Raw genomic sequence first — 12,925 nt, 5'->3', positions numbered from 1 at the left:
CTTTCTCCGTTCGGAAATCTCGTTCAGGGTTAGCCGAAGAATTTTTCGCCATTCTTGGCCATTTCACGCAGCTTCTCGGTCGGGTGATAAAGCGGACCCAGATCTGCATACTTGTCTGCAAGTTCGACGAACTTGTCGACGCCCATATCGTCGATGTAGCGCAGGGCACCACCACGGAACGGCGGGAAACCGATGCCGTAGATCAGGCCCATGTCCGCATCGGCCGGAGCCTCAACGATGTTGTCTTCCAGACACCGGACGGTTTCCAGACACAGAGGGATCATCATGCGGGCGATGATGTCTTCCTCTTCGAAGTCTTTCTGGTCTGCCACAACCGGTTTGATCAGCTCGTAGGTCTGCTCATCAACGACCTTCTTCGGCTTGCCCTTACGGTCTTCCTCGTAACGGTAGAAGCCCTTGTCGTTCTTCTGGCCGTAACGCTCGTTCTCGAACATCACATCGATGGCGGATTTGAAATCAGCCTTCATGCGCTCAGGGAAACCTTCAGCCATTACTTCATTGGCGTGCTTGGCGGTATCCATGCCGACCACATCCAGCAGGTAGGCCGGGCCCATGGGCCAACCGAATTTCTCCATGACCTTGTCGATCTTCTGGAAATCGGCGCCGTCACGCAGCAGGGCCGCAAAGCCGCCAAAGTACGGGAACAGGACCCGGTTCACCAGGAAGCCCGGACAGTCGTTGACCACAATCGGGGTCTTGCCCATCGCCTTGGCGTAGGCGACCGTCGTAGCAATTGCACGATCAGAGGTCTTTTCACCCCGGATCACCTCGACCAGCGGCATCATGTGTACCGGGTTGAAGAAGTGCATGCCACAGAAGTTTTCCGGACGCTTGAGGTTCTCGGCCAGCTTGTTGATAGAGATGGTCGAGGTGTTGGACGTCAGGATGGTGTCTTCACGTACCGTATCCTCAGTTTCGCGAAGCACCGCATCTTTGACTTTCGGGTTTTCAACAACTGCTTCAACAACCAGGTCTACGTTCTTGAAATCACCGTAGTTAAGGGTCGGGGTAATGTTGTTGAGGACATCGCCCATCTTGTCGGCGTCCATCTTGCCCTTGGAGATGCGCTTGGACAGCAGCTTCTTGGCTTCGTTCAGGCCCAGCTTGATACCATCCTGGTTAATGTCTTTCATCAGGATGGGTGTGCCTTTGAGGGCCGACTGGAAAGCAACACCGCCGCCCATGATACCTGCGCCCAGAACCGCGGCCAGATTGACATCAGCCGCCTCTTTCTCCCAGGCACTGGCTTTCTTCTTGAGCGCCTGGTCGTTCAGGAACAGGCCAACGAGACAGGCAGCCACGTTGGTCTTGGCCATCTTGGCAAAACCTTTGGCTTCCACTTCCACCGCCTTGTCACGGGTCAGGCCAGCGTGTTTCTGCATGACCTTGATGGCCTCAACGGGCGCCGGATAGTTCTTGCCCGCTTTGCCGGCGACAAAGGCCTTGGAAATCTCGAATGCCATCATGCTTTCCATGGCATTGAGCTTGATCTTGCCTTTCTTCTCTTCGCGCCGGGCCTTGTAATCCAGCTTGCCGGCGTTGCATTCATTGATCAGCGCAACCGCAGCTTCAACCAGTTTGTCGGCTTCGATAATGGAATCAACAGCACCGACTTTCAGGGCCGCGTCCGCACGGTTTTCTGTACCGCCACAGATCCACTCAACGGCGTAGTCAACACCGACCAGTCGGGACAGACGAACGGTCCCGCCGAAGCCCGGGAAGATCCCCAGTTTGACTTCCGGCAGCCCAATCTTGGCCTTGGGAGCCATCAGGCGGTAGTCGGTAGCCAGACACATTTCCAGCCCCCCACCGAGCGCGATGCCATTAATGGCACTGACGGTCGGGAACGGCAGATCTTCAATAGCATTGAAAATGGCGTTGGCATTCAGGCTATTGGCAATCAGCTCATCCTCGGGACCCGCGAACAGTTTGGTAAACTCGGTGATGTCCGCACCGACAATGAAGCTGTCCTTGGAACTGGTAAACACCAGCCCTTTGAGGTCCTCGCGGGCTCCCAGCTTTTCCGTTGCCGCGCCCAGCTCTTCGAGGGTGAGACGGTTGAACTTGTTTACCGACTCGCCCTGCAAGTCAAAGTTCAACTGAGCGATCCCGCCTTCGATCTCTTTAACCGTGATGGCTTTACCTTCGTAAATCATCAACTGATCTCCAGTCTGTGTTTGGAACTGCTGACAGTGGCCGGCCGGATACAAGGCCGGCGAAGTCGCTGCAGCGAGATTTCGGTCACTGCCCGATCATCCGATCCAAAAAATTCATACAGTCGTTTGAATCGAGAGGTGACACGATGAAAAAAAATCGGTCGTTTGTCAATTTATTTCTGAGTCACAGCATAGTGGTGCAGCAAAGACGAGTAAAAGGATTTCCCCCGTGCATCTTCCCTTTGGGGTTGACCCCCGTCAGAATGTGACGGGACTTTTCCCGATACCGTGTCAGTACTATCCTAGGAATATTCCGAAAGCACAAAGGAGCTAACCCCATGCCCACCTATGACAAAATGCTGGTCGCCATCGACCTGACCGAGGAAGCCCCCCAGGTTCTTGAAAAGGCTAAATCCCTTGCCGAGGCATTCAAATCCGAATTGCTGCTGGTACACGTGGTGGAGCCGGTCGGTTACGCGTATGGCGGTGATATTCCGATGGATCTGACCGAACTGCAGGACCAGTTGGACAAAGCTGCGCGTGAGCAACTGGCCAAGTATGGTGAGAAGTACAACGTCTCCAGCGCCAATCAGGTGGTCACCGTTGGCCGGCCGGAATCCGAGATACATCGCCTGGTGAAAGAGCACAAGGTGGATCTGGTCATCGTCGGCAGCCACGGCCGCAAAGGCTTCCAGCTGCTGTTGGGATCCACCGCCAACGGCGTGCTTCATGGTACCGAGTGTGACGTGATGGCGGTGCGCATCCACTGACCGCCAACTCAAACTGATCGGGGGAGCCCTCCTCCCCCGATCTCCCTATTCCGACAGCACGCTACTCTGCAGCTTTCGCAACTGGCTCTCCAGCGAGATCGACACACTCGATGCCATCGAGAAAAAGCTCAGCAGAACCTTGAGGTTACTGTCTCCCCGGCACTCTGCGTGTATGCGCTGCCAAAGCGCCTGATTAACCAGCTGCAACTGCTGATTGCGCTCCACCAGTCCCTTCAGGTCCCAGTCGGGCGTTCTGCCCTCCCGCCGGGCAAACAGCTGCTCCAGCAGATAGGATTCCACACTGCGCATAATGAATTCGTCCGTGCTGGCGAACGGCAGGTGGTGTTTTGCCATGGGTTTGAGCTGCGACAGCAGAGGGCAGCCACTGGTTGCCAGCTTCAGGCCAAGCAGCGAACGCAGCGACTCTTCCAGCGTGGTGTTCTTGTGGTAGGACCGGCGCTCATCGGTAACGGTCACGTCCACCTTCTGGTAGGCATCTTCCGCCTGAAACGCCTGAATCACCGGCACGATGGCAACAGCAGCCGGGCAGTGCACATGCTCCGAGGTGTTCAGGGGACAGTTCGAGCACTGGCAGTAGTCCAGATTCACCCATGTCGGAATAGCCTGTCCCTGGGGCAGTTTTGCTGGGGCATCTGTAACCCGGAAATCAACCTCCCGGCCATCCTCGTAACGGAAATTGTACTGGACGCTCATTGCCCTGCCTGCTCCTCCAATTCCATCCATCGCTCAATTGTTTCTTCAAGCCGGGCTTCTGCGGCCTGGAGCTGCTCCAGAGTCCGGGCAACCTCATCCTGAGGACCGGCATAAAAGTCCGGTGCCGAAATCCGCTCCTGCAACTGCTCGACTTCCTGCTCAAGCGCCTCGATCTGACCCGGCAACTGCTCAAGCTCTCTTTTGAGCTTGTAGCTGAGCTTCACCGGCTTGCCGGCTCCTTTTGCGGCTTTCCGGTCCGAGGTCTCCGTGCCAGGTTTCTGTTCTTTCTGCTCTTTGCGGCTTGCAGACTCGCGATCCTGGCGATCCGGGCGGGCGCCGGTCACTTCGGATGGGAACCGCCCACCCTGCCGGCGCCAGTCGGAATAGCCACCGACGAACTCCCTGACTTTGCCTGAACCGTCAAGGAAAATGGTGTCGGTTACCACATTATCGAGAAATTCCCGGTCGTGACTGATCAGGATCACCGTTCCCCGAAATTCCGAAAGCTGCTCTTCGAGCAGTTCCAGCGTTTCGACATCCAGATCGTTGGTTGGCTCATCCAGCACCAGGATGTTGGCCGGCTTGCTGAACAGTTTTGCCAGCAGGAGCCGGGCGCGCTCACCGCCTGAAAAGACCGTCACCGGAGAGCGTGCACGCTCCGGCGTGAACAGAAATTCCTGCAGATACCCCAGGACATGGCGACTCTGACCGTTGATATCGATAAATTCACGGCCCTCGGCGAGGTTGTCCACGGCGTTCCGGTCCAGATCCAGCTCCCCCCGAAGCTGATCAAAATAGGCAACCTGGAGGTTGGTGCCAAGCCGGATATTGCCATCTGTGGGTGCCAGGTCCCCCAACAGAAGGCGCACAAGGGTGGTTTTGCCGGTGCCGTTCTCACCCACCAGCCCAATCTTGTCACCGCGCAGGACTGTCAGGTTCATGTCCTTGATGATGGGCTGACCATCCGGATAACGGAAACCAGCGTCGGTGGCCTCTGCCACCAGCTTGCCGGACCTGTCAGCTTCTTCCACCGCAAAACTGGCGGTGCCACCGCGCACCCGCCGCTGACGATGCTCCTCACGCATGGCCTTCAGGGCACGGACACGCCCCATATTCCGGGTTCGACGGGCTTTGATCCCCTGCCGGATCCAGGCCTCTTCCTGTTTGAGCTTTTTGTCGAACAGGGCATTCTGGCGCTCTTCTTCCTCCAGGGCCTTCTCTTTCAGCTCCAGGTATTTATCGTAACTGGCGGCAAAGCTGACCAGTTGGCCACGATCCAGCTCAACCACGCGGGTGGCCATCCGGCGAATGAACGCCCGATCGTGACTGACAAACAGCATGGCACCACGAAACTGGCCCAGCGCTTCCTCCAGCCAGGCGATGGCCGGCACATCCAGGTGGTTCGTCGGCTCGTCGAGAAGAAGAATGTCCGGATCCACAACCAGAGCACGGGCCAGCAGGACCCGGCGCTGCCAACCGCCGGAAAGCCTGTTCAATGGTGTATCAGGGTCAATGCCGTATTGCTCAAGAACGGTATTGACGCGCTGATCCAGTAACCAGCCATCCAGTGCCTCGAGCCGCTCCTGAACCTTCATCATGCGATCCAGGCTGGCTTCGTCCGCCTGCTGCGACAGCCGGTGAAATTCCGCCAGCAGTTCGCCGGTCTCCGGGAAGGCAGAGGAAACCACATCGTAGGCCGTGCGTGTATCGTCGGAGGGAAGGGTCTGGGGCAAAACCGAGAGCGTCGCGCCCTCGTCCAGGCGGACCAGGCCACCGTCGGGCGTGACATCGCCGCTGACAATTTTCAGAAGCGTGGATTTGCCCTCCCCGTTCCGACCGAGCAGACACACGCGCTCGCCGGGCTCCAGGTTAAGGGACGCCTCATCCAGAAGTGGATGCATACCGAAGGCCAGGGACAACCTGTCCAGAGTTAACAATGGCACCTTGATCAGGACTCCTCTTGCAGAACGGAAACCATATCCCCTACCGAGACCTGACCAGGCCCATCATGCACGGCATTCTGTCCAAAAATGACGCCGTCCTTGGTCTTGCGGTAGGAAGCCAGCATTTTCAGGGGCTGAGTACCCGAATCCTTGACGCCCGTCTCCGGATCTACGGTGGTCATCACGCACCGGGAACAGGGCTTTGCCAGATCGAACCGTCTGTCGCCGATCCTGAGCGACCGCCACTCATCCTCATCCCACGGGGCAGCCCCTTTAACCACGATGTTGGGACGAAACCGGCGTATATCGACCGGCGATTCCAGTCGTGTGTTCAGCTCATCCAGGGAGGCTTCATTGACCACCAGAAAAGGAAAGCCATCAGCAAAGCCAACCCGACGCTTCTCAGGGACCCTCTCAGGGTCGACGCGCCGGAAACTGTCGTCGGGCATGTACACCAGGCGCAGGGGCATGTCACAGAAACGGGACAGCGCTGAGGCGGCGTCTTCGCCCCCTGCCAGCGCCGTCACCTGATCCCGCCATACCTGCACTTCCAGGCGCTTGGTGCCCGGCTGCAGGGAGAACTCGCCTTCGCCTGGGATGTTGATGGCCACCTGTCCGTCTGAATACGCCGTCGAAACCCGCGCCAATGCTGGCAGGCGGCGTTGGGTCACAAACCGGTTCTGGTCGTCGATGATCATCCACCGACGATCTCCGGTGGGGCCGAACTCATCAAGCTCAAGCGTGTCCACACGGATCCCGCCCAGGGATTTAACCGGATAGAAAAAAAGAGAGAGCACCTGCATGCAGCACCTGTCCTTTGAAAAGTATCGACGGATCGGATGCCGAGTATAACTGACCGACCGAGCTGCGTCGGCGGCTTACCGGAGACAGACATAAAAAAACCCGGCACATGGCCGGGTTTTCGAAATCTGGAGCGGGAAACGAGATTCGAACTCGCGACCCCAACCTTGGCAAGGTTGTGCTCTACCAACTGAGCTATTCCCGCTTGTCGTTTAAGAGGGCGTTCCCTCTCAACGGCTGCGTATTCTACTGATAACTTTGCGGTCGTCAATAACCCGGTGGAAATTTTTCTGAAACCCTTACTGACCGAAACGCGCCCCATTCTCCAGATAACTTTTTTCTTCTACGGTTGATGGCCGGCCCAGCGCCCTGTTGCGATGGGGAAACCGCCCGAAACGGACAATGATGTCCCGGTGATCCTTCGCTGACTGCAAAAAGCTCCCCAGAAAGTCGCCCAGCAACCCGTCGTGGCTGGCTGCCAGTTGCTCGTAGCACTCAACTGCCAGGTCCTGGTCTTCCAGCCTTTCCGAGTGTTGCAGAGGCATGTAAAGAAACGCCCGCTGCACTGCCGGCAGCGCCAGATCCTGTCCCTGGGCCATGGCTGACCTCACCCGTTGCCGCGCCAGGGTGTCGCTGGCAAACGCCAGTGCCCCGCCCCGGTATATATTGCGGGTAAACTGATCCAGAAGAAGGATCTCTGCCAGGGCACCGCCCGGCTCTTTACGCCAGTGATCCAGCCCCTCTTCTGAGGCAAACATGACCAGCGACAGGAACCGACGCCGGATCTCCTGATCAAACCGGCGATCCGACCGGAACCATCGGTCGCGATGTTCTTTATCCGGCAGCCCCCGTTCATCCAGCGGGCCAAACCAGAAATCCAGAAGCTCTTTCCAATCGAACATCTATAGGCTCCCTGATACATTGGTGAGTGCATTATCGTACATAGTTCAGTGACAACAACCAGGCTAACCCAGAGACAGGATTTACCATGAACCAACCTCACCGGATCATTCTGCTGGCCCACGGTAGCAGCGACCAACGCTGGTGCGACACCTTTGAACAACTTGCCGCGCCAACCCTCGAATCCGTTGAAGGCTCCGCCATTGCCTATATGGAGCTGGCATCCCCAACACTTGAGGACGTTGTAGGCACCGGCAAGCAGAACGGCATTGAACAGTTCACCGTGGTTCCGCTGTTCCTGGCCGCCGGGCGGCACCTGCGCAAGGACGTGCCCGGCATGATTGCCGATCTTGAGGCCAGGTTCGGCGTTGTCATCCGCCTGGCGGACCCGATCGGCAAGAACCCGAGGCTCGGGTACGCGATACGGGATGTTGTCACGGAAGAGCTGGAAACCGGCACCGAAAACGCGAGCGGTTAGAGAAAGGAGCAAGCGATGGCACAGCAAATCCTGATCACCGGCGGCACTGGCTTCATCGGCAGGGATCTGTGCCGGGCACTCCTGTCCCGGGACAGCACCCTGACGATTCTAAGCCGCCAGTCTCCCGATGCCGTCCGCGCGGTCTGCGGACGGGTAGCGGTCGTTAATGACCTTAACGAACTCAAGAACCATGGAGGTTTTGACGCGGTCATCAACCTGGCAGGGGAAGGCATTGCGGAAAAGCGCTGGACTGAAGCCCGTAAACGGGCACTGACTGAAAGCCGGACCGGAACAACCGGGCAACTGGTCAACGTCATGAAAACCTGGGGCAGAGCCCCTTCGGTGCTGGTCTCCGGCTCAGCGGTTGGTTATTACGGGGATCAGGGGGACCAGACGGTCACTGAATCAACCTCACCGGTTCCGGAATTCACCCACCAGCTGTGCCGGGACTGGGAGAACGCAGCACTGGATGCGGAACCACTGGGTGTCCGCGTGTGTATCAGCCGGACCGGTCTGGTTGTTGGCCGTAATGGCGGCTTTTTACAGCAAATGATACCGCCCTTCCGGTTTGGTCTGGGCGGCCGCCTCGGCTCCGGGCGCCAATACATGCCCTGGGTCCATCGTAGCGACGTGGTCGCCGCCCTGCTCTGGATGATCAACACGGAATCCGCTAAAGGCGCCTACAATATGGTCAGCCCGGCGCCGGTCACCAATCAGGAGTTCACACAGACCCTGGCCAAAGTTCTTCATCGGCCGGCATTCTTGCCTGCACCGTCAATGGCTCTGAAGTTGGCACTTGGGGAGATGGCCAGGCTTCTGCTGACCGGGCAGAGGGCCGTGCCTGCACGCCTGGAAGAGGAAGGATTCAGGTTCCAGTACCGGACTCTGGAGCCCGCACTGAGAGAAGCACTGAATTATTGAATTTTTTTGAATGGAACCGTTGACAGGGGCGGAGCCCGTACTTAATATACGCGCCACCTCGACGAGGCAAGCGATGCGTCCCCTTCGTCTAGTGGCCTAGGACTCCGCCCTTTCACGGCGGCAACAGGGGTTCGAACCCCCTAGGGGACGCCATTTTTGCCTTGAGAAACGACCACGCTAGTGGCCGTTACCTCCGTGGTTGTTTTTGGTGTTTTTACCACCATGGGTTTTCTGGTCTTTCATCACAAAGATGCCCACGCCCACAAAGAAAGCAACCATCAGCAGCACTGTTAGAATCCCGGCTATCACAACCGCGTCCATATACATGGCGTATTCTCCTGTCTCTCATCAAATTTGACTGAACTCAGATTACGCCGTCACCTGAAGCCCGTTATTGATCTACATCAAGCACATTACTGGCTTGCAATAATTGAAAATTTCAACGTAAAGTCCTGTCTTGACGGTTAGTTATATGGAGCGGGACACTCCCCCTCATCTACTGCTATAGTTCAAAAAAAGACGCCCGAGCCAAACTCGCTGCCTTCAACCTTTTCCGTTTCGGTCCACGCATGACATGCCAGACTTTACCTCCCGCCTGAAACAGTTTCGCAAGGCCTCCCCCCTGTCTTTCAGGCTCCTGGCGTGGATTCTGCTCTTCAGCTCGGCATTCACCCTGTTGGCATCCGGCATCCAGATTTATTCGGACTATCGCACCGATCTTGATCAGATTGAGGAACGCATGCAGGTTATCGAGTCCGGGTACGGCTCCAGCCTGACCCGCAGCCTCTGGGCCCTGGACCAGCAGTCGCTGCAGACCCAGATGGAGGGCATCCTCAGCATGCCGGATATCGACCATTTGCGCTTAAAGATCGAACCGGACTCGGAACTGGTGATGGGGGAGCGGCCCCGGCACTCTGACACGCTGGTACATAGTTTCAAGCTAACCCACAACGGAGATCGCCCTATTCCCCTCGGCGAGTTAACCATCACCGCTGATCTGGAGCGGGTCTACAGCGATTTGCACCGGCGTCTGGGGTTTATCGTGGGCACTCAATTCTTCACCGTTTTTATTGTCGCTGTCCTGATTCTCTGGATCTTCCGGCATCTGATCACCCGCCACCTGACAGCGATGGCTGATTACACCCGGGATCTGACCCTGACCAACCTGTCCCGGCCACTGCGTCTCGACCGGCCGGACACGCCATCCAACCGCCACGATGAACTGGGCATGGTCACGGAAGCCATCAACGGCATGCGCGAGCGCCTGAACGAGGACATGGAACGACGGGAAAAGGATGCGGATGAAATCCTGAAGTTCTCCAAGGCCATTGACCAGAGCCCATCCTCGGTCCTGATCTGTGACCGCCACTGGAAAGTGGAATATGCCAACCGCAAGTTCAGCCAGTTAACAGGGTATGCACCGAAAGACATCATCGGGCGTCACACATCCAGCATCATTGAACAGGGACTGGAGAATCGCCAGGCCCAGCAACTCTGGCAGTCAGTCAGACTCCAGGTTCAGCGGGTTGGAGTCTGGCAGGGTGAAGTCAATAATGTCCGGCGCAACGGTGAGCGCTACTGGGAACAACTGGTGGTCACGCCAATCAAGGACGTAAACGGAGACATTACCGGTTACCTCATTCTCGGTGAAGATATCAGCATCCGGAAACGCTACGAGCAGCAACTCCTGCGTCAGGCCAACTATGACATCCTGACCGGTCTGCCCAACCGCATGCTGGCCATGGACCGGCTCAAGCTGGCACTGGCCCAGGCCCGCCGCGAGGAGAATCAGGTCGGCGTCATGTTCCTGGACCTGGACAACTTCAAACACATAAATGACACCCTGGGACACGATGCCGGCGACACCCTGCTGGTGGAAGCGGCCCGCCGGGTATCCAGTTGCTTACGGGGCACCAGTACTGTTGCCCGCCTGGGTGGCGATGAGTTTCTGGTCATCCTGCCCGGAATGACCGGCCCAGAGGCCCCTGGCCAGGTTGCAGACCGCATTCTCGAGACCTTCGCCAGCCCCTTCCTGCTCAGCGGCCAGGAAGTCTTCGTCACCACCAGCATTGGCATCGCCACCTTCCCTACCGACTCGGACGACAGCGGCACACTGCTGCAGCATGCCGACGCTGCCATGTACGAAGCCAAACGCAATGGCAAAAGCGCCTACGCCAGATTCACCCCCGAAATGGGAGAAATCTCCCATGAACGGCTCCAGATGGAATCGCTGATGCGCAAAGCGCTTGAACTCGGTGAGTTTGAGCTTTATTTCCAGCCTATTGTGGATACGGCCTCTGGTCAGGCGGTTACAGCCGAAGCCCTGATTCGCTGGAACAACCCGACCCTTGGCCTGGTCATGCCCGATCGATTCATTCCCCTGGCAGAGGAAACCGGGATGATTACCAGCATCGGTGAGTGGGTCATCGGCGAAGCCTGTCGGGCGGCCAGCCGGTGGCGGGAGCTGGGCGGGTTCGACGTGGGAGTCGCTGTCAACGTATCGCCCCGGCAGTTCCGGGACCCCGGGTTCACCAATACCGTCAAGCGGGCACTTGAGATCACCGGGCTCAATGCAAGCCTGCTGGAGCTGGAAATTACCGAAAGGCTGATTCTGGACAACACCATTGAAACCGCCGAGATCCTCCGTCAACTGGACCACTATGGCGTGCGACTGTCGGTGGATGATTTCGGTACCGGGTATTCCGCTTTGAGTTACCTCAAGAGCTATCCCTTTGACACCCTTAAAATCGACAAATCGTTTATTCAGGACGTTCTCACCGAAACCGATGACAGCTCCCTGGTGCGAGCCATTATCAATATGGCCCACAGCCTTGGACTGAATGTGGTGGCGGAAGGCGTCGAGGAAGAGGCCCAGACCTACTTCCTCCAGACCGAACAATGTGACTTTTCCCAGGGTTACTACTACAGCCGCCCCTTGCCGGAGAGCGCATTCATGGACTGGCTGAGAACCGGCAAACGCTGAGCCCGATCACCCAAAAGGCAGAACCTCATATCCATGACAGATACCATACTGGTCGTAAACTGTGGCAGTTCCTCACTCAAACTGGCCCTGTTTGACCAACAGTTCAAAAAAATCGCCTCCGCACTGGCTGAGCGACTGAATAACCCCGACGCCTTTGCCCATATTGCCGGCCAGGAAGCCCCGGTGCCGTTGCCCACGGGCGCCGATCACGGCCAGGCTCTGGCCTCACTGGTCAAGGCGTTCAATGAATCCGGTTACATGTCGCAGCCCCCGAAGGCCATCGGTCATCGGGTGGTCCATGGTGGAGAAACCTTCCGGGAATCCACCCTGGTTTCCGACGACACCATGACGGCCATTGAAGCCTGTGCCGAGCTGGCTCCGCTGCATAATCCCGTTAACCTGGAAGGCATCCGGGCCATGCGGGAGCTATTCCCGGATATTCCCCACGTGGTGGTTTTTGACACGGCATTTCATCTGACCCTGCCGCCCAGAGCCTATCGCTATGCGCTTCCGGAACAGTGCTACACCGACTGGAGCATTCGCCGTTATGGGTTCCACGGCACCAGCCACAGTTTCATGGTTCAGGAAGCTGCAAACCGGCTCAATCAAACGCCGGCAACAACCTCCATCATATCCGCCCACCTGGGTAACGGCTGCAGCATCACAGCCATCCGCGATGGTCTGAGTGTCGATACCAGCATGGGGCTCACCCCGCTCGAAGGCCTGGTTATGGGCACCCGAAGCGGCGACGTAGACCCGGGACTGTTCGATTTCCTGGCTGCCCGAGGCATCAGCGCCGCTGACGCCCACCACATGCTGAATTACGATAGTGGCCTTCTCGGCCTTTCGGGGCAGACCAATGACATGAGAACACTCTGCGAACTTGCCGATCACGGGCATGAGCCCTCCCGCCTGGCAATCGATGTTTTCTGTTTCCGCCTGGCCCGCTACATTGGCGCCATGACCTCCTCCCTCGACCGCCTGGACGCGCTGGTATTCACCGGCGGTATCGGCGAAAACAGCGCCCGCGTGCGCAGCCAGACTGCGTCCCACCTGAAGCTTCTGGGAGTGCGGCTGGATGAAGAGCTTAACCATCATCATGGCCGGATCAGTGACGGGCGAATCGAAAGCCCCGAGTCAAACTATCCCGTGCTGGTCATCCCGACCAACGAAGAGCTGGTCATCGCCCGCGAGGCGAACCTTCGCGCCCACAACTGACGACTGCCACCCAGAGGAAT

11 protein-coding genes and 2 tRNA genes are annotated in these 12,925 nt (G+C 57.7%); 6 read left to right on the top strand and 7 right to left on the bottom strand.

Translation table 11 applies throughout. The features are described 5' to 3' along the window. Positions 1–29 precede the first annotated feature (29 nt). The gene (gene fadB, locus HNR38_RS04245) at positions 30–2,177 is read right to left on the bottom strand and encodes a fatty acid oxidation complex subunit alpha FadB (RefSeq protein ID WP_183700123.1); all 2,148 of its coding nucleotides are present in this window, start codon (positions 2,175–2,177) and stop codon (positions 30–32) included. 338 nt (positions 2,178–2,515) lie between these two features. Between fadB and HNR38_RS04240 the strand changes: the two genes are divergently transcribed. After that, entirely contained in the window at positions 2,516–2,947 is a 432-nt protein-coding gene (locus HNR38_RS04240; protein ID WP_183700121.1) for a universal stress protein, read from the top strand. Between the two features lie 45 nt (positions 2,948–2,992). Here the strand turns inward: HNR38_RS04240 and HNR38_RS04235 are convergent, their stop codons facing one another. The 5 genes from HNR38_RS04235 to HNR38_RS04215 form a co-directional block, all read right to left on the bottom strand. Continuing rightward, complete coding sequence (locus HNR38_RS04235) at positions 2,993–3,661, bottom strand: DUF6901 family protein (protein WP_183700119.1); 669 nt, start codon at positions 3,659–3,661, stop codon at positions 2,993–2,995. Beyond that, positions 3,658–5,604 (bottom strand): ATP-binding cassette domain-containing protein, encoded by a 1,947-nt coding sequence (locus HNR38_RS04230; RefSeq protein WP_343068230.1) that lies wholly within the window; start codon positions 5,602–5,604, stop codon positions 3,658–3,660. Before HNR38_RS04230 ends, HNR38_RS04235 begins: the two co-directional genes overlap by 4 nt. Before the next feature lie 5 nt (positions 5,605–5,609). Next, the gene (locus HNR38_RS04225) at positions 5,610–6,407 is read right to left on the bottom strand and encodes an MOSC domain-containing protein (RefSeq protein ID WP_183700117.1); all 798 of its coding nucleotides are present in this window, start codon (positions 6,405–6,407) and stop codon (positions 5,610–5,612) included. A gap of 127 nt (positions 6,408–6,534) precedes the next feature. Continuing rightward, positions 6,535–6,610, bottom strand: a tRNA-Gly gene (locus tag HNR38_RS04220). A gap of 94 nt (positions 6,611–6,704) precedes the next feature. After that, positions 6,705–7,307, bottom strand: coding sequence for a DUF924 family protein (locus tag HNR38_RS04215; protein WP_183700115.1), 603 nt, complete (start codon positions 7,305–7,307; stop codon positions 6,705–6,707). Between the two features lie 86 nt (positions 7,308–7,393). Between HNR38_RS04215 and HNR38_RS04210 the strand changes: the two genes are divergently transcribed. The 3 genes from HNR38_RS04210 (at position 7,394) to HNR38_RS04200 (ending at position 8,857) form a co-directional block, all read left to right on the top strand. Further along, complete coding sequence (locus HNR38_RS04210; RefSeq protein WP_183700113.1) at positions 7,394–7,783, top strand: sirohydrochlorin chelatase; 390 nt, start codon at positions 7,394–7,396, stop codon at positions 7,781–7,783. 15 nt (positions 7,784–7,798) lie between these two features. Further along, positions 7,799–8,704: a TIGR01777 family oxidoreductase gene (locus HNR38_RS04205; protein ID WP_183700111.1), complete on the top strand. Its 906-nt coding sequence runs from the start codon at positions 7,799–7,801 to the stop codon at positions 8,702–8,704. A gap of 77 nt (positions 8,705–8,781) precedes the next feature. Then, positions 8,782–8,857, top strand: a tRNA-Glu gene (locus tag HNR38_RS04200). A 24-nt stretch (positions 8,858–8,881) separates the two neighbouring features. On the opposite strand, the gene ccoM is transcribed toward HNR38_RS04200, so the two are convergent. Beyond that, the gene (ccoM, locus tag HNR38_RS17595) at positions 8,882–9,031 is read right to left on the bottom strand and encodes a cytochrome c oxidase subunit CcoM (RefSeq protein WP_183700109.1); all 150 of its coding nucleotides are present in this window, start codon (positions 9,029–9,031) and stop codon (positions 8,882–8,884) included. Between the two features lie 247 nt (positions 9,032–9,278). Between ccoM and HNR38_RS04190 the strand changes: the two genes are divergently transcribed. Together HNR38_RS04190 and HNR38_RS04185 are read left to right on the top strand one after the other, a co-directional pair. Then, the gene (locus tag HNR38_RS04190) at positions 9,279–11,687 is read left to right on the top strand and encodes a bifunctional diguanylate cyclase/phosphodiesterase (protein WP_183700107.1); all 2,409 of its coding nucleotides are present in this window, start codon (positions 9,279–9,281) and stop codon (positions 11,685–11,687) included. A gap of 33 nt (positions 11,688–11,720) precedes the next feature. Beyond that, the gene (locus HNR38_RS04185) at positions 11,721–12,905 is read left to right on the top strand and encodes an acetate/propionate family kinase (protein ID WP_183700105.1); all 1,185 of its coding nucleotides are present in this window, start codon (positions 11,721–11,723) and stop codon (positions 12,903–12,905) included. Positions 12,906–12,925: the final 20 nt, after the last annotated feature.

It is taken from the genome of Marinobacter oulmenensis (assembly GCF_014201735.1).
GTDB lineage: Bacteria > Pseudomonadota > Gammaproteobacteria > Pseudomonadales > Oleiphilaceae > Marinobacter > Marinobacter oulmenensis.
This window is presented reverse-complemented; position numbering and strand designations above follow the sequence as displayed.

Bases quoted from the DNA above. Each gene is read 5' to 3' on its own strand.
- HNR38_RS04210 (WP_183700113.1), top strand. From the start codon at position 7,394: ATGAACCAACCTCACCGGATCATTCTGCTGGCCCACGGTAGCAGCGAC.
- HNR38_RS04235 (WP_183700119.1), bottom strand. From the start codon at position 3,661: ATGAGCGTCCAGTACAATTTCCGTTACGAGGATGGCCGGGAGGTTGAT.
- HNR38_RS04185 (WP_183700105.1), top strand. From the start codon at position 11,721: ATGACAGATACCATACTGGTCGTAAACTGTGGCAGTTCCTCACTCAAA.
- ccoM (WP_183700109.1), bottom strand. From the start codon at position 9,031: ATGTATATGGACGCGGTTGTGATAGCCGGGATTCTAACAGTGCTGCTG.
- HNR38_RS04190 (WP_183700107.1), top strand. From the start codon at position 9,279: ATGCCAGACTTTACCTCCCGCCTGAAACAGTTTCGCAAGGCCTCCCCC.
- HNR38_RS04240 (WP_183700121.1), top strand. From the start codon at position 2,516: ATGCCCACCTATGACAAAATGCTGGTCGCCATCGACCTGACCGAGGAA.
- HNR38_RS04205 (WP_183700111.1), top strand. From the start codon at position 7,799: ATGGCACAGCAAATCCTGATCACCGGCGGCACTGGCTTCATCGGCAGG.
- HNR38_RS04225 (WP_183700117.1), bottom strand. From the start codon at position 6,407: ATGCAGGTGCTCTCTCTTTTTTTCTATCCGGTTAAATCCCTGGGCGGG.
- HNR38_RS04215 (WP_183700115.1), bottom strand. From the start codon at position 7,307: ATGTTCGATTGGAAAGAGCTTCTGGATTTCTGGTTTGGCCCGCTGGAT.
- fadB (WP_183700123.1), bottom strand. From the start codon at position 2,177: ATGATTTACGAAGGTAAAGCCATCACGGTTAAAGAGATCGAAGGCGGG.